A 14110-nucleotide genomic window follows, 5' to 3' on the forward strand; every position below is an offset into this window, starting at 1 on the left:
ACATCCCACCAGCTGACACGGCAACGCCCCCACCCGAAGGGCAGGGGCGCCAGCCGAAGCCGCTACTGCACGATCTTGCCGAGAGCCGCCTCGAACTCCTCAGCCTGCTGCGGCGTCAACTCCTTCGACACCCGCAACAGGACAGGCCCCGCCACGTAGTCGTACTCGCCGAGCACGGGGAGCTTCTCGCCGATCCCCCGGATGTAGTCGGCCCGCTGCTCAGCCTGCCCCGCGTCCTCGAACACCTCGACGCTGCCTCCGAGCCCCACATCGCCCTCCTTGCCTCCGCCCACCTTCGCGGCGTCGATGCGCTGATCGGTGAACGACGCCTTGGAGGTGTAGCCGTTCGGGCGGCCCAGCAGCTTGTTCGGGTCGGTGTCGGCGGTGTAGGTCACGGTGAGCGTGACCGGCACCCCCTGCTGGGTGAGCGCCTTGACGACGCCGGCGGCGTCCAGGTCGGTGGTCGGCCCGCCGCACGCGGTGAGGGTGAACAGCAGCGCTGTAGCGGCGGTGAGAGCGAGGGGGAGACGCACAGGCGGATCTCCAGGAGGTGAGGGGTTAGGGCACCTGTGAGACGACTGGGGGTGTGCGCGGGTTGTCTGGTGAACGTGGTTCTGTTGGGGTGCACTGCCCAGGAATGTCCGTGCGCTCCTTCACGTTGCCTGCTCCTCGCCGGGAGGAGCAGGCGTGGTCTTAGTGGGTGTTTGAGAGGTGATCGAAAACCTCGGCGGCTCCACAGATCAGCCATTGAGTGGTGCTGGCATCCTTGCCTGATGCTCCTGCCTACGGCCTACACACGGACCCGGCGACTTGAATGCGTCCGGATCGAGGACTACTCCAACTCGCACCGTTGGACCAGCGTTCCCGGAACGATCGTCGGCACTTGGCGCGACTCGGACGCCATCGAAGTTCTCGACCTGGTCGCCAGCTTGCCGGCAGACGAGAGGATGCGCTGTTTCCGACCTGGCTACGGGATCCGGGCCCACGACGCGGATCGCCTTCTGTTCGAGATCGCCTTCTGCTTCGAATGCAACAACGCGCTGTTTTTCTTACCCCCCAGCGGCCAGCGCGATCTCGTCGGGTTCAAGGCGGACAGTCAGCCCGCGCAAGAGCTGCTGAGTCGGTTCCGAGCCTTCTGAGGACGGAGGATCATCGGCCTGAGCGGATCTGTTCGAGTGGCCGTGGTCCGGGCCGCTGAGCGGGACACCCCCGGGTGATCCGCAGCAGCAGCGTACCGATCGCCGCCCACCGGATCATCGCCTCGCTGATCAGTGGCCGACGCTCGTAGTCACGCACCAGCCGCCGATGCATCATCAACCACGCCAGCGCCCGCTCGACCACCCACCGCTTGGGATGGACCCGGAAACCTCGCTGGCCGGCGGGCTTGGCGACGATGTGCACGATGATGCCCAGCACCTCGCGTGCCCAGACCACCAGCCGCCCGGCAAAGCCCTGATCGGCGAACACCACCCGGCAGGCACCGCTTAGATACACCCCCAACAGCATGGTGGTGGCACCAGGACGCACCATCACCGCCAGCAACAATCCGAGGGTGTCGGTGACCACAAACCGTTGATCTTCTTGTTCGCGTCGTAGCCGCGACTGTCGCGGCCGACGGTGTCGGCACCCTTGACGCTCTGGGAGTCCAGCACCGCGACCGACGGCTCGGCCTCACGGCCGACGCTCTTGCGGACCCGCCGACGCAGCACATCCATGATTCTCTGGGTCACTCCTTGCTCTTCCCAGCGCACGAAATGCCAGTAGACGGTCTGATGTACCCCGGCGCGGTTCACAGCGGCGCACTTCGCCGCGCCCGCTTGGCGCCGTAACCCGAGAAAGCAGTGGCCGCGCGGGCTCGGGGCCACATACGTTCGCCTCCATGGTTGACACAGCTTTCGGGCATCCGCGCCTCGCCGCCATCTACGACCCACTCGATCCGGACCGCAGCGATCTCGACGCGTATCTCGCGATGGCGGAGGAGTTCGGCGCGCGGTCCGTGCTGGACATCGGGTGCGGTACGGGCGTGTTCGCGCTGCTGCTCGCCGAGCGCGGGATTACGGTCACCGGGATCGATCCCGCGCGGGCGTCCGTCGACGTCGCGCGTGGCAAGCCGGGCGCGGAGCGGGTGCGCTGGCTCGACGGCGACGCGGGGGACCTGCCGCCCATGCAGATCGACCTGGTGACGATGACCGGGAACGTCGCCCAGGCGATCGCCGATCCGCAGGCATGGCGTACGACGCTGCGCGGCGCGTACGAGGCGCTGCGGCCCGGCGGGCGGCTTGTCTTCGAGACGCGCGATCCGGCGCAGCGCGTGTGGGAGGAGTGGGCGGAGTGGACGCGCGAGACCACGTACCGCATGACGGACATCCCGGGCGTCGGCCACGTCGAGACCTGGGCCGAGCTGACGGACGTGAGCCTGCCGCTGGTGAGCTTCCGGGGTACGCACGTGTTCGCTGCGGACGGGGACGTACTGACCTCGGAATCGACACTTCGCTTCCGCGAACGTACGGAGATCGAGCGGGACTTGCACGAGCACGGCTTCGTCGTCGAGGACGTACGCGACGCACCCGACCGGCCGCGCAGGGAGTTCGTGTTCGTGGCGCGGCGCGGTACCGCGGAGCCCGTCCCTCCCGGAATGCCCTAGACGATCTATTCCAAGGGGTTCAGTGGTTCGCGCGTCGAGCGTGGATACCGCTCGCCCACGGTCAGGCGCTGGCCGGTGCTGCGGATGCCAGTCGTGCCGCTGGTGGTAGCGGTGCGTGGTGAGGGCAGGCTTCGAACGCCTGGATCGCCAGCCCTGCGAAGCGTCGGGAGGCCATGACCTGGGTGGCGGTAGATGTGGCGTGGATCCCCTTGTTGGCCATGAGTACGAGAATGAGGTCGTCCAGGACGAAGTCGGGCCTCAGGTGCCCTGCGTCCTTGGCTCGCTGGGCCAGTCCGGCGACTGCTTTCACCGTGTACTCACGTCCCGCGACATCCGGCGCCCCCGGGAGCGTTGACAGGAAGGCTTCGGTGAAGCCCCGATCGCGTGCGTGCAGCTCACAGATTTTCTCGATCACCAGGCACAGGCCACGCCACGGATCAGGATCTGCGCACCCCTCGTCGACAATGGCGCGACATGCGTTCAGCTGGTCCGCGAAGGCATCGGCGACCAGCATCTGCTTGGTCGGGAAGCGACGGTACAAGGTGGCAGGTCCCACCCCGGCGCGCCGCGCGATCTCCCGCATCGGCACATCCAGGCCGTCGGCCGAGAACAGCGCTCGGGCCGCGTCGAGGATGCGGTCGCGGTTGTCCATCGCGTCGGAACGCAGCTTATGAGGCAAATGGTCGGTCACCACTCTCACTTTACCTAAGTGGACGGGGGCGTCCGTTACCGTTCGAGGTGTAGAAGCTCGCCGAGATCATCGGGGCGCGCAGCACCGGGACCGATCCTCGGCCGCGGTGTGAAGCCCCTTCCCGCCGGGCGGCGATCGGTGGCGGGTATGGAGCAGGACCGTGCTTGAGCGGTCCGAGAACGTGGAGACGACATTGAAGGCAATCGCGATCCAGACGTACGGAGGTCCTGAAGGTCTGGCTGTTGTCGACCTGCCGGTACCCACACCTGCTGCCGGGCAGGTGCTGATCGCCACCGAGGCGGTGGGCGTCGGTGGTGTCGACACAGTGATCCGAAGCGGGGCTCTGGCCGCCTACGGCTTCAAGGAGGGCCACATCCCGGGTGGCGAGGTGGCGGGCACCGTGACCGCGGTCGGTGACGGCGTCCATGCGTTGTGGATTGGTCGGCGGGTGTGGGGCTTCACCGGCACCGGCGGAGGCTACGTCGAACAGGCCGTCGCGCCGGTCGAGGAGATCCTTCCCCTGCCCAGTAGCCTGTCCGCCGTCGACGCGGTGACGCTCGGCAGTTCCGGTGCGGTGGCCCACTTCGGGCTTCGCCACGCCCATTTTGCTCCCGGGGAGACGGTCTTGGTGCGTGGCGCGGCCGGCAGCATCGGGATCATGGCAGTGCAGCTCGCGGCTCGCGGTGGTGCCGCCGCGGTGGCGGTCACGACATCGTCGGCCGAGCGCGGCGAGCGGCTGCGCCGTCTCGGCGCGACCTACGTGCTGGACCGCTCCGGCGACGGAGGGGAAGAGGCTCCCGCGGGCTATGACGTCATCATCGACATTGTGGCTGGCAAGGACATGCCGTCGTTCTTCGACAGGCTCAACTCGAACGGCCGCATGGTGGCCGTGGGCGCTGTCGCAGGTCAGCCGCCCGCGGACTTCGGCACGAAGATCATGGCGGCGTTCCAGAAGTCGATGTCCTTCGCCACTTTCAGCGCAGCCACCGTCACCCAAGCCGACCTGCGTGCCGTGCGCAGCGAGCAGTTCGCCGCAGCCAGTCGCGGCGAGATCGAAACAGTGGTGCACGACCTGCTGCCACTGGACAAAGCCGTGCTGGCGCACCAGAAGATGGACGCGGGCGAGGTCTTCGGCAGGATCGTGCTGACACCGTAGTCGAAGGTATCCACGCCGGGATTGCCACGATCCCCTGCGCAGTCGAGGCGAGGGAGTCCAATGTCGGTGCGTGAAGACAGAGTTGGACTCCCTCGCGACCGCGCTCTATGTAAAGACTGATGATCTGCTGAAGAGTTCGCCGCAGTTCGGGCCATGGCGGCCGGCTGTGGGCATTGCGCCGCAGCTCAGCGATGCCGAGCTGGTGACCCTGGCGATGATGCAGGCCATGCTCGGCTTCACCTCCGAGGCGCGGTGGCTGCGGCACGCTCATGCCCACCTGCGGTACCTGTTCCCCTACCTGCCCAAGCAGCCCGGCTACAACAAGCGCCTGCGCAAGTCCGCAGACCTCGTACGCCACGTGACCCGCATGCTGGCCCGGGACACCACGCTGTGGAGCGACGACGTATGGGTCGTGGACTCCACGCCGGTTGAGTGCGGCCGTTCCCGTGAGACCGTCAAGCGCTCCGACCTGGCCGGATGGGCCCAGTACGGGTACTGGGCCAGTCACACACGTTACTTCTGGGGACTGCGGCTGCACCTGGTCTGCACACTGCACGGCTTGCCCGTCGCCTTCGCACTGACCGGAGCCAAGGCCAACGAACGCGAGACCCTGCTGGACCTGCTCGACGCCGAGTCCCAGCTCACCACAGAGCGCCCGGGCCAGACGCTGATCGGCGATAAGAACTACTTCGGCCACGAGTTCGAACAGCGGCTGGCCGAGCTGGGTGTCCGGCTGCTGCGGCCGGCCCGCAAAGGCGAGGCCGAGCGGTCCGGGTCGCAGCTGTTCAAGCCGCTGCGACAGGTCATCGAGTCGATCAACGAAACCTTCAAGGGTCAACTCGACCTCGAACGGCACCGCGGCCGCACTCCTGGCGGAGTGGCCGTCCGCGTCCTGCAACGCATCCTCGCCCTCACCGCCGCAATCTGGCACAACGACCACACCGACCAGCCAGTCCTGCGCGCCCTGACCGCCTACGACCACTGAACCCCTTGGAATCGATCATCTAGGGCTGATGTCAACGACGGCCGAATTTTTTGACCCCCTGGCGTGGGCGGGTCACAGTGACCTGTCATTCACGAAGCGGGTCTACGTCCACCCGGATCCCGAGAGCCTCAGGGTGGGTTCCGACAAGCTCGGCGAGCTACTGGACTAAGCAAGATCAAACTCGGTATGTGAGAAATTGTGAGACGACGCCCCTTGGAAAAAATCAAGGGCCCCATCTCACCGAAGTGAGATAAGGCCCTGACCTGGGCTTACAGCCCACTTCAACCATCGGGACGACAGGATTTGAACCTGCGACCCCTTGACCCCCAGGCAAACCGGGAGGGGGCGGGACCACGCCTGATACCCGCCCCCACCTGTGCATACGGTCCACGGTGATCCACCGACGTCCAGCCTTGTCCGGGGTCGTTGTCACTCAGTTGGTCACCCAGGAAAACCTCACAAACGGCATTGCCATCGAGGTTACCCGAGGCGCTTTTGGCGCACTGCAATCAAGCCTTTCTGTCAGTGACGGCTGCGATCATGCCGCTTACATGATCAATGGAGGCTGACAGGTGAAGCAGGAATCGGGACTTCCGGAAACAGATGAAAGCATGGATGAAGATCGCCTGACCATGCTTGCCCGCGACAAGAAGGTCCAAGTTCGGCTGGCCGTAGCGAGCAACTCCGCCACGCCTACCGAGATCCTCAAAGCCATGGCGGGGGATCCTTCGCGCACCGTCAGACGGGCGCTGGCGGCTCGGACCGACGCACCGGGCGGATTGCTACGTAAACTCGCCCGGGATTCTGACCTGAAGACCCGCCAAGCACTTACTGAGAACCCTGCCTGTCCACCTGAGGTACTGGTCACTCTTGTGGAAGACCCCCACTGGTCGGTCAGGTGGTCGCTGCCGGAACATCCGGCCGCCAATATCGAGGTCTACCGTGCCATCTGCCTGTCCATGGATGACGACCTCCGCCAGTTGCTCGCTGAGAAGCGCGGGCTTGACGAGGAAACAATCGCGACACTCGTTACAGATCCCCACCCCAACGTACGATCGAGCTTGGCATCTCACACCGATGCCCCAGACGTCCTTGCTGTTTTGATAGTCGACGCCGAGCCCAAGGTCCGGAGTGGCGCTACTCAGAACCCGCTCACTACAACGGATCAACATCGCCTTCTTGCAAGGGATAAGTCCGCAACCGTCCGTACAGCGGCAGTCCAATCAGGAAAACTCCCTGACGACGAGTTGCACCGCCTTGCCCACGACCGCTCGGTCAATGTGCGATGGTGGCTGGCCACGTGGCCCACTACCCCGAAGCCCGTTTTGCAGCTTCTCGCCCGAGACTCCCACCCAGACGTAGCGACCCAGGCACAGGCAAAGCTCAGGCAGAGCAAGTAGGAGAGCGGAAAGCATCAGCCGCCCAACACAGGGCAGCAATCGGCGAAAAATAATCAGCCTTCTCAACCGTACGTATGGTCAGCAGTCGTAAGGGCCTCCTGCAAGGCTGCGGCCTGAAGTGACTTGCACTGGGTGAGTAGGTCCGCGACGTCGGCCAGTTCCTTGCGGGCGTGGCGGTTCAGTTCGACGGCGTCGGCCACGATGGGCAGGCTCACCTGTAGGGCTGCCGTCGCGTCTCCGGCCTCGGCGTGGGCCTTGGCCAGACACGAGCCGTACCAGGCACGATCCCGCTTGTAGGTCTCCGGCAGGCCGGACAACCCATCCGTCAGCAGGTCGATCGCTTTCGGCCAGTTGGCAAGATGCAGCTCGGTCATGCCCCGCTGTAGGCGGAACCAGGTCTCGTCGTAGAAATACATCCACACCGGCTCGTCGTCGGCGTGCTCTGCGGCCCGGCGGATCAGCGCCTCGGCCTCGTCCAGCAGCGTGCGGGCGGGTCGGGCGTCCCCTGCGAGCGCGTGACCTCGGGCGGCCATCTGCGCGGCCATCCCCCGCACGCCCGGTGTCACCCGGCCGTCGTGCCAGCGGGCCGCGTCGGCGAGCCGGACACACCTGCGTGCGTTGCCCGCGCTCCATGCCTGGTGGGCCTTCATGCTGAGCGTGGTCGTGGCCATGTTCACGTCGCCGATCTCCAACGCCCAATCATGGGCGCGGTCATACCAGGTCAGCGCGGCGGCCTGGTCGTCGACGTCCAGGGACATCCACGCGACGAACTGGGCGTACTGCGAGGCCAGGTCAACCACCGTGTCGGCCAACGAACCGCAGGCGCCCTGGGCAAGCTCGACCACCACGCCGAGCTGTTGCCGCACGATGCCAAGCAACGGACGCGAGCCGATGGTGTCCTCGACCTTGCGATGTTCGGCAAGACAGGTCGCCAGCCAGTCCACGGTGCGCTGATCCACCCGGCTGGGCTGCTGGACACTGCGGGCGATCCGCTCGAACAGATCGGCATCGGGTGCGACGGTCGGCAGAGGCAGCGCGGGCACCGGGAGGCTGGGGCGCTCGGCGAGGTCGAACAGGTCGGCCTCGGTGCTCCGCAGCGCGCGGGCGTACAGCAGGCGGTAGCGCTCGCTGGGGTAGTGGTCGCCGCGTTCCCATCCCCGGATCGTCCGAGTGAGGTCGTCGATGCCAGGCAGCTTGCCGCGCTGCTCTCCGGCGACTTCCTTGAGCCGACGTGCCATGTCGGCCACGGTGCCGACCTTGGCCTTGCGCTCGTCGCGCAGCCGTACGGCCCACTCGGGGGGTGTTCCTGGGGCGCCCATCGTTCACCTCCGGATATTCGCGGATACGGCCGTATCCCTGGCCATCTCCCATTGTCATCGTGCCCTGCCGGAGTGCGGCGGCTTAGCTGAACGTGATGATTACTTCACGGGTTTCGACGGCTGACGATCCGGCTCTGTGCTTGATGCAACGGCTTCACGCGGAGCTTGAGAGTCTCGGCATCACCTCTGACGTCCACCATGGGCACGGTGCGGCCCTGCTGAGCGTGTGGGTGGACCTGCTCGTGTGGTCCGACGGCTTTCGCTTCATGTGGTGGAACGGCGAGCACTCCGCGCGGACGGGCCGCAGGAAGTACGCCGCTCACACGGCGGACAACCCGGCGACGGCCGCTCGCCGGATCGCTGACCGTTACGCCGCTCTCCGCGCGACGCACCCCGCGCCCCCTCCCAGAGCGGGGGCGGCTCCGTTGTGATGGTGCTTGAGACGTGTGTGAGTCCGCACCTGGGCATGGCGCAACGTGATCACGTTCGGCTCGACTGGCGCAAGCCGCACCACATGTTGGAGCGGGTGCGGCCGGTGGCGTGGACCTGCGTGTGCCGGGCCACGGTCTATGAACTGTGCGAGGGCGGCGGACGGGCGTTCATCCGGCGCACCACACAACTCGACGACGGCCACCGGGTGGACGAAAGTCACCGCTGGTCGATCGCTGAGGCTCGGGCGACCTGGGCGGCGCTGCTGTCCGGGAAGGCCCGGTAGAGACGGGCGTGGCGGCGTGTGCTTCGGAGGGACGGCGTCGCCACGCCTGCCAGGGGCCTGCATGGTGGCCCCTGGCAGGTCCCTGGCCCATTCCTCCCCCGCCCCCGATAGCTGCCAGATCGTGTGTCCCGACCGAGGGGTCACCTCCGTCTTCGCGTGTCCGTCCGCCCCAGGGCCCCTCAGCACTACGACCACCGCCGCCGTCCCGAACCTGCGTTCGGCCACCGGCGTCGTTCACGCCGCCGCCGATGGAGGAAGCGCGGCACGTGCTGGCTCTCGCCGCGGAGTTCACGAGGGAGAGCCCGCCGACCGAGGCCGACCTGGAGGCGGCCGGGCTCAACGGGCTGCAGCGCTTCGTAGTCCGCAAAGCGTGGAACATGCCCGCCCCTGGGCGGCACGTCGAGGACGCGGAGCAGGCCGACCCCTCAAAGCCAGGTCCGCCCCCGGATCGACCGTCGAAAGCAGGTCCGGGGGCGGGTCTCCAACCGAAGCGGAGAACCCCATGATCCACCACGGCTCCCATCCCGGTGAGATGGCAGACGGCGGGACCGTCACCATCACCTCGTTCGGCTACGGCCACAGCCCGGCGCCTGAGGCGGACCTGACCATCGACGCGCGCCGCAACCTCCGCAACCCGCACCACAACCCCGCCATGAGGCGACTGACCGGCCTCGACCTGTCCGTCCGAACGCACGTCCTCGACACCCCCGGTGCCCGCACCCTCATCCGCCACACCGCGGCCTGCATCCTCGCCTTGCTCGCCGGCACCGGCCAAGACGTCACCCTCGCCACCGGCCGCACAGGAGGCTGGCATCGATCCGTTGACCGGGCTACCGGGCGACACACCGTGAGAGAGCACATCCCATGTGTTGCATCGGGGTGCGTCGTGACCATTGCCTCAAGCTGCGTCGAACCAGGGCTTGTCGGCAGCCCAATGCTTGACCCATCCGGCGAACCCGGGATTCCCCGTGGTGAAGCCGAACTCGGCGCCGAAGGGGACGGCGCCTTCGCCGCTGATCTGCCAGACGTGCCCCCGATGTGGTCCGCTGACGATGAGATGCCAGTACATGGCGCACCCGTCGGTGCCCAGAACGATCGAGCCATGGTCGTAGACCTGCTCAAGAACAGGATCGACCTCCTCCTGAGGACGAGGATCTTCTTCCCACATCCACATCTTCGTCAGCGGAAAGGGCTGGGCCAAGACCCGCCGCGGCCGGTCATCTCCCCAGTCACCGGGCAGATCAGCCAACGGCACAAGCCCGTAGCCCGGCGGCCCCGAGTCGGACCCGTCGCAGATCTCGGCGACGAACGTTCGATACGGCTCCGGCAAGACGATCCCATGCTCTGCCTCGAAGGCGTGCACGGCATCCCAACCCAGTGGTGGTTCACATGCCTCGACATCGAAGGCGGCGCGAAGAGCGGCGAGGCCGGCGGGGTCGGCGTGATCAGTATCCATGCGGCCAATAGTTATCACCACTCGCAGACAAAGCGCATCGACGAATTCTTAGTCCGGAAAAGCAGCGTCGTCCTGACCGAAGAGACCGCCGCAGCGCTCCGTGTGGAGGGCGTGATCGTGAAGGTTGAGCACCGCGACATCGACAAGCCGGTCTTGCCCTCCGCCCCCCGCGGCGATGCACTCACAGTCCTTTGCGGGCAGCTTCGAACGAGGCATCAGCGGGCGCCTACCTTGAACATGGTCACTCAGTGCTTGCCGAAGCCCTGGTCACGTCCGCCCCAAGGCATGGGTGACAAGTGCTACTTTCGGTCAGTCTGTCGTGCGTCGTTTGCGGGTATCGCATGTCAGGCGGCCGAGATTGGCCCTGATCGATCTCATCGGTGCCCGTACGGAGGGACTTCGGGCACTCGTCTGGTCAGAGGTGGATCTCGGCGGCAAGCCCCGTACCGACACTCCCCCGTGGATCGCCGTGTGGCGCTCCGTACGGGAAGGCGGCGACACCAAGACCCGGAAGTCGCGGAGATCTCTCGCGCTGCCCCGTCGCTGCGTCGAAGCCCTCCGGGAGCACCGGACGCAGCAGGCCAAGGAGCGGGAGACGGCGGGCGCGAGCTCGTCTTCGCCTCCCTGGTCGGCACTCCCCTGGACTCCCACAACGTACGGCGGGCGTTCCGGAGGATCGTGAAAGACGCCGGGCTGCCCGCGAAAAACTGGACGCCCCGGGAGATGCGGCACAGCTTCGTCTCGCCGCTCTCCGACTCCGGCGTACCCCTGGAGGACATCGCGCGCCTCGTCGGCCACAGCGGAACCGCCGTGACAGAGGCGGTCTACCGAAAGCAGATCCGCCCGGTCCTGCTCGGCGGCGCGGAGGCGATGGACCGGATCTTCACGTGAGGAAAGCGATAGTCACTCAGAACGCAGAAAGGGTGCCACCTTTTCGGATGACACCCTTGCCGACCAGCGAAAACCTGGTCGGGACGACAGGATTTGAACCTGCGACCCCTTGACCCCCAGTCAAGTGCGCTACCAAGCTGCGCTACGTCCCGGTTGTGCTGCGCACCTCTCGGGTGCACGTCATAACCTTAGCGCAGATCGGGTGGGCTTCGCACACGGCGACGTCCGTCAGGACAGGCGATCGCGCGAAAGGTGAGGGTGCGTGGGGCGCAAGGCGTTGATCGACCAGGAGGAGCTGCGGCGGCTGGCCGGGCTGGGGCTGTCGAACGCGGAACTGGCGGCGCGGTTCGGGGTGAGCGAGTCCGGGATCTTGCAGGCGAAACGGGCCGCCGGACTCTCGAAGCCGATGCTCGATCACTCGCGGGCCATCCCCTGGAAGCTGGACCGCGCGCACAGCCAGTCGGGGCCCGCGACGAACCTGCGGAACCTGTCGTCCGTGGCGCAGGGGCGGGCGATCCCCGCCGAGAAGCTGAACACGGCGCTGCGCTGGGCCGGGCGGCTGGTCGCCGCCGGGCTGGACATCTCGTACGAGTCCGGCAGGGGGTTCACCGAGGTTCCCGCTTCCACGGATGACTGGCTGGCCGCCAGGGTGCTGGCCGAGGCCCGCAGAGCTCTCGATCTCTCCGAGGAGCAGGCCTGACGGGGCTAATGAAAGTCAGGACATGCCTGAGCCCCCATCCCCGGCCTGGGAGCCGGGCACTCCGCAGACCGGGGATGAAGGCCCGACCTGTGAGCCGGGCACCGGTTCGCCCTTCGGGAGTGCAGGCCCGGCCTGGGGACCGCACCGGTCCACACACCGAGAGGTGAAGGCCCGGCCTGGAGACCCGGGCACCGGTTCGCGCTCCGGGAGTGCAGGCTTGGCCCGGGGACCGCACCGGTCCACATAGCGAGGGGTGAAGGTCCGGCCTGGGACCGGGCACCGGCCCGCAGGCCGGTAAATCGGAGATCGGGCCCGGGATTCCTGCCACGGGAATTCATAGGCGGCCACCGAAGCCGGGAACCGCATTCGAAAACGCGGTAAAAGAATATCTAATACCCGACAGGACCTGCTAAAACATCAAATCCAGATGAAGTGGCGGGGAGGCAATAAATGTCGGCGGCCGGTTTCGAGGCCTGACCCCAGGGCAGCGCACGGGGACAAGCGCCTACACAACCGGAGGCAGACATGTCCACCGTGATCTGGGTGGCCGTCATCGTGGTCGCGGTGGTGGCGATCGTCGCAGTCGGCTATCTCGTACTGCAGCAGCAACGCCGACATCGACTTCGTGACCGCTTCGGCCCCGAATACGAACGTACCCTGCAGGAGCGTGACAGCAGGCGCGACGCCGAGCAGGAGCTCAGAGCCCGCGAGCAGCGCTTCAGCTCCCTCGACATCCGCACCCTGGACGCGCAGACGCGCGAGATCTACACGAGGAAGTGGATGGAGGTCCAGGAACGTTTCGTGGACGCTCCCGGTTTCGCGGTGACGGAGGCCGACCATCTGGTGACCTCCGTGATGGCCGAGCGGGGCTACCCGACCGAGGACTTCGAGCAGCGGCTCTCCGACCTGTCCGTCGCGCACGGCCGCACTCTCGACCACTACCGGCAGGCCCACGAGATCAGTAGCAGGGCCGCTCACAAGGAGGCCTCAACCGAGGAGCTCCGGCAGGCCATGGTGCACTACCGCGCCCTGTTCGAGGAGTTGCTCGCGGCTCCCGGCAGCGAGGTCAACGGTGAGCGGAGTGCCCGGCAGGCCGATCTCGCCGACCACGACCCCCATCACCATGATCCCAGGCAACCGGATGCCGCCGCCCCCGAGACCACGGACGGCAACGAGCGAGCCTACCGACGCGATCCCCAAGGACGGTGACCCGACGTGAAGAATCGATTCAACCCGGACAACGACCGGCTGGTCCACAAGGCCGACGAGGACGTGGCACCCGAGTTCCAGGAGCCATCCGCCCCTGACGCCGATACCCGCGCCCCCCTGCCCGGCGACCGGCGCAACGTGCCGGCCGACCTCGACGGTGACGCGCTCCCCCGAGACCCGGCCATGACCCCGGGTACGCCGGTGACCGGCACCGGCGCGCACGACGCCCTGGACGACACCGCGCATGACGCCGTACGTGACCGCGTCCCCGCTACCGACTCCCCGATGACCCCCGCTTTCCCCGGAAGCGCCGCGGACCGGCAGGGTGACGTGCTCGACGAGGGCGCGAGCCTCACCGGCACCGAGCGGGCCGACCGGGCACCCGCCACGGCCGAGACCCTCTTCGACCATGACTCCGACGATGTGCTGCGGCGCTGGCAGGAGGTCCAGGCCGGGTTCGTGGACGACCCGCGCGACGCGGTACAGCGGGCCGACTCCCTGCTCGACGAGATCACGACCTCTTTCAGGAACGCTCTGGAGGTCCGGACCACCGAGCTCCAGGGACGCTGGAAGAACACCGAGAAGAACGACACCGAGGATCTGCGGACCGCCCTGCGCGACTACCGCACGACCCTGGAACAGCTTCTCAACATCTCCGCTGGGACGAGGTGACCATGCTCGCCATCGCCGCCGCCGTCGTGTTCGGCCTCGGACTCCTGCTCGACCTGATCAACACCAGGATCGGCGGGATCAGCGGGACGACCTTCCTGCTTCTCGGACTTCTGCTCCTCGCTCTGCATCAGGCCGGGATCGGCTCGGCCGGCCCTCGGACCACCACCGGGGGCGGAGGCTGGCGCCGCAGGCGCTGACCGACCGTCGAGTGGGGAGGGGGGGGGGGCGCCGGGGGGGGGGCCCCCCCCCCCGCCAGATATAAGTATAGCTAG

19 protein-coding genes, 1 tRNA gene and 1 pseudogene are annotated in these 14110 nt (G+C 67.0%); 14 read left to right on the top strand and 7 right to left on the bottom strand.

Annotated features, from left to right (window positions below):
- Positions 1–62: 62 nt before the first annotated feature.
- Complete coding sequence (locus tag ACWD3H_RS44055; protein WP_451959261.1) at positions 63–533, bottom strand: hypothetical protein; 471 nt, start codon at positions 531–533, stop codon at positions 63–65.
- Positions 534–773: 240 nt separating this feature from the next.
- Between ACWD3H_RS44055 and ACWD3H_RS44060 the strand changes: the two genes are divergently transcribed.
- Complete coding sequence (locus ACWD3H_RS44060; RefSeq protein WP_451959262.1) at positions 774–1139, top strand: hypothetical protein; 366 nt, start codon at positions 774–776, stop codon at positions 1137–1139.
- Between the two features lie 10 nt (positions 1140–1149).
- On the opposite strand, the gene ACWD3H_RS44065 is transcribed toward ACWD3H_RS44060, so the two are convergent.
- Together ACWD3H_RS44065 and ACWD3H_RS44070 are read right to left on the bottom strand one after the other, a co-directional pair.
- Positions 1150–1566 carry a hypothetical protein gene (locus ACWD3H_RS44065; protein ID WP_451959263.1) on the bottom strand — a complete coding sequence of 139 codons (417 nt, stop codon included), beginning with the start codon at positions 1564–1566 and terminating at the stop codon, positions 1150–1152.
- Positions 1530–1715, bottom strand: coding sequence for a hypothetical protein (locus tag ACWD3H_RS44070; protein ID WP_451959264.1), 186 nt, complete (start codon positions 1713–1715; stop codon positions 1530–1532). The genes ACWD3H_RS44065 and ACWD3H_RS44070 overlap by 37 nt, the downstream gene beginning before the upstream one ends.
- Positions 1716–1879: 164 nt before the next feature.
- Between ACWD3H_RS44070 and ACWD3H_RS44075 the strand changes: the two genes are divergently transcribed.
- Positions 1880–2644 carry a class I SAM-dependent methyltransferase gene (locus ACWD3H_RS44075; protein WP_451959265.1) on the top strand — a complete coding sequence of 255 codons (765 nt, stop codon included), beginning with the start codon at positions 1880–1882 and terminating at the stop codon, positions 2642–2644.
- Positions 2645–2705: 61 nt separating this feature from the next.
- On the opposite strand, the gene ACWD3H_RS44080 is transcribed toward ACWD3H_RS44075, so the two are convergent.
- Positions 2706–3335, bottom strand: coding sequence for a TetR/AcrR family transcriptional regulator (locus tag ACWD3H_RS44080; protein ID WP_451959266.1), 630 nt, complete (start codon positions 3333–3335; stop codon positions 2706–2708).
- A 160-nt stretch (positions 3336–3495) separates the two neighbouring features.
- Here ACWD3H_RS44080 and ACWD3H_RS44085 point away from each other — a divergent pair, with 160 nt between their 5' ends.
- From ACWD3H_RS44085 to ACWD3H_RS44095, 3 genes are all read left to right on the top strand, one after another.
- The gene (locus tag ACWD3H_RS44085) at positions 3496–4491 is read left to right on the top strand and encodes a zinc-binding dehydrogenase (RefSeq protein ID WP_451959267.1); all 996 of its coding nucleotides are present in this window, start codon (positions 3496–3498) and stop codon (positions 4489–4491) included.
- Positions 4492–4561: 70 nt separating this feature from the next.
- Positions 4562–5476 (top strand): IS982 family transposase, encoded by a 915-nt coding sequence (locus tag ACWD3H_RS44090; protein WP_451959268.1) that lies wholly within the window; start codon positions 4562–4564, stop codon positions 5474–5476.
- Positions 5477–6048: 572 nt separating this feature from the next.
- Complete coding sequence (locus tag ACWD3H_RS44095) at positions 6049–6876, top strand: hypothetical protein (protein WP_451959269.1); 828 nt, start codon at positions 6049–6051, stop codon at positions 6874–6876.
- Between the two features lie 62 nt (positions 6877–6938).
- Here the strand turns inward: ACWD3H_RS44095 and ACWD3H_RS44100 are convergent, their stop codons facing one another.
- A complete protein-coding gene (locus ACWD3H_RS44100; RefSeq protein WP_451959270.1) occupies positions 6939–8195 on the bottom strand; it encodes an XRE family transcriptional regulator in 1257 nt (418 codons plus the stop codon).
- A 143-nt stretch (positions 8196–8338) separates the two neighbouring features.
- On the opposite strand from ACWD3H_RS44100, the gene ACWD3H_RS44105 reads away from it, so the two are divergent.
- From ACWD3H_RS44105 to ACWD3H_RS44115, 3 genes and pseudogenes are all read left to right on the top strand, one after another.
- Complete coding sequence (locus ACWD3H_RS44105) at positions 8339–8626, top strand: hypothetical protein (protein ID WP_400713609.1); 288 nt, start codon at positions 8339–8341, stop codon at positions 8624–8626.
- 35 nt (positions 8627–8661) lie between these two features.
- Complete coding sequence (locus ACWD3H_RS44110) at positions 8662–8910, top strand: hypothetical protein (protein ID WP_451959271.1); 249 nt, start codon at positions 8662–8664, stop codon at positions 8908–8910.
- A gap of 532 nt (positions 8911–9442) precedes the next feature.
- Positions 9443–9727: pseudogene (locus ACWD3H_RS44115) on the top strand (RapZ C-terminal domain-containing protein); the annotation flags it as partial.
- A gap of 81 nt (positions 9728–9808) precedes the next feature.
- Here the strand turns inward: ACWD3H_RS44115 and ACWD3H_RS44120 are convergent.
- A complete protein-coding gene (locus ACWD3H_RS44120) occupies positions 9809–10366 on the bottom strand; it encodes an SMI1/KNR4 family protein (RefSeq protein ID WP_451959272.1) in 558 nt (185 codons plus the stop codon).
- A gap of 358 nt (positions 10367–10724) precedes the next feature.
- Between ACWD3H_RS44120 and ACWD3H_RS44125 the strand changes: the two genes are divergently transcribed.
- Positions 10725–11048, top strand: a complete 324-nt coding sequence (locus tag ACWD3H_RS44125; protein WP_451959273.1) for a hypothetical protein — start codon at positions 10725–10727, stop codon at positions 11046–11048.
- A complete protein-coding gene (locus tag ACWD3H_RS44130) occupies positions 11006–11257 on the top strand; it encodes a tyrosine-type recombinase/integrase (protein ID WP_451959277.1) in 252 nt (83 codons plus the stop codon). The genes ACWD3H_RS44125 and ACWD3H_RS44130 overlap by 43 nt, the downstream gene beginning before the upstream one ends.
- A 75-nt stretch (positions 11258–11332) precedes the next feature.
- On the opposite strand, the gene ACWD3H_RS44135 is transcribed toward ACWD3H_RS44130, so the two are convergent.
- Positions 11333–11409, bottom strand: a tRNA-Pro gene (locus ACWD3H_RS44135).
- A 110-nt stretch (positions 11410–11519) separates the two neighbouring features.
- Here ACWD3H_RS44135 and ACWD3H_RS44140 point away from each other — a divergent pair.
- The 4 genes from ACWD3H_RS44140 (at position 11520) to ACWD3H_RS44155 (ending at position 14035) form a co-directional block, all read left to right on the top strand.
- Positions 11520–11957 (top strand): hypothetical protein, encoded by a 438-nt coding sequence (locus ACWD3H_RS44140; RefSeq protein WP_451959274.1) that lies wholly within the window; start codon positions 11520–11522, stop codon positions 11955–11957.
- A gap of 525 nt (positions 11958–12482) precedes the next feature.
- Positions 12483–13166, top strand: coding sequence for a hypothetical protein (locus ACWD3H_RS44145; protein WP_355569785.1), 684 nt, complete (start codon positions 12483–12485; stop codon positions 13164–13166).
- Positions 13167–13172: 6 nt separating this feature from the next.
- A complete protein-coding gene (locus tag ACWD3H_RS44150) occupies positions 13173–13838 on the top strand; it encodes a hypothetical protein (protein WP_451959275.1) in 666 nt (221 codons plus the stop codon).
- Between the two features lie 2 nt (positions 13839–13840).
- Positions 13841–14035, top strand: coding sequence for a hypothetical protein (locus ACWD3H_RS44155; RefSeq protein ID WP_350930140.1), 195 nt, complete (start codon positions 13841–13843; stop codon positions 14033–14035).
- Positions 14036–14110: the final 75 nt, after the last annotated feature.

The sequence above is a fragment of the Streptosporangium sp. NPDC002607 genome (genome assembly GCF_053592655.1).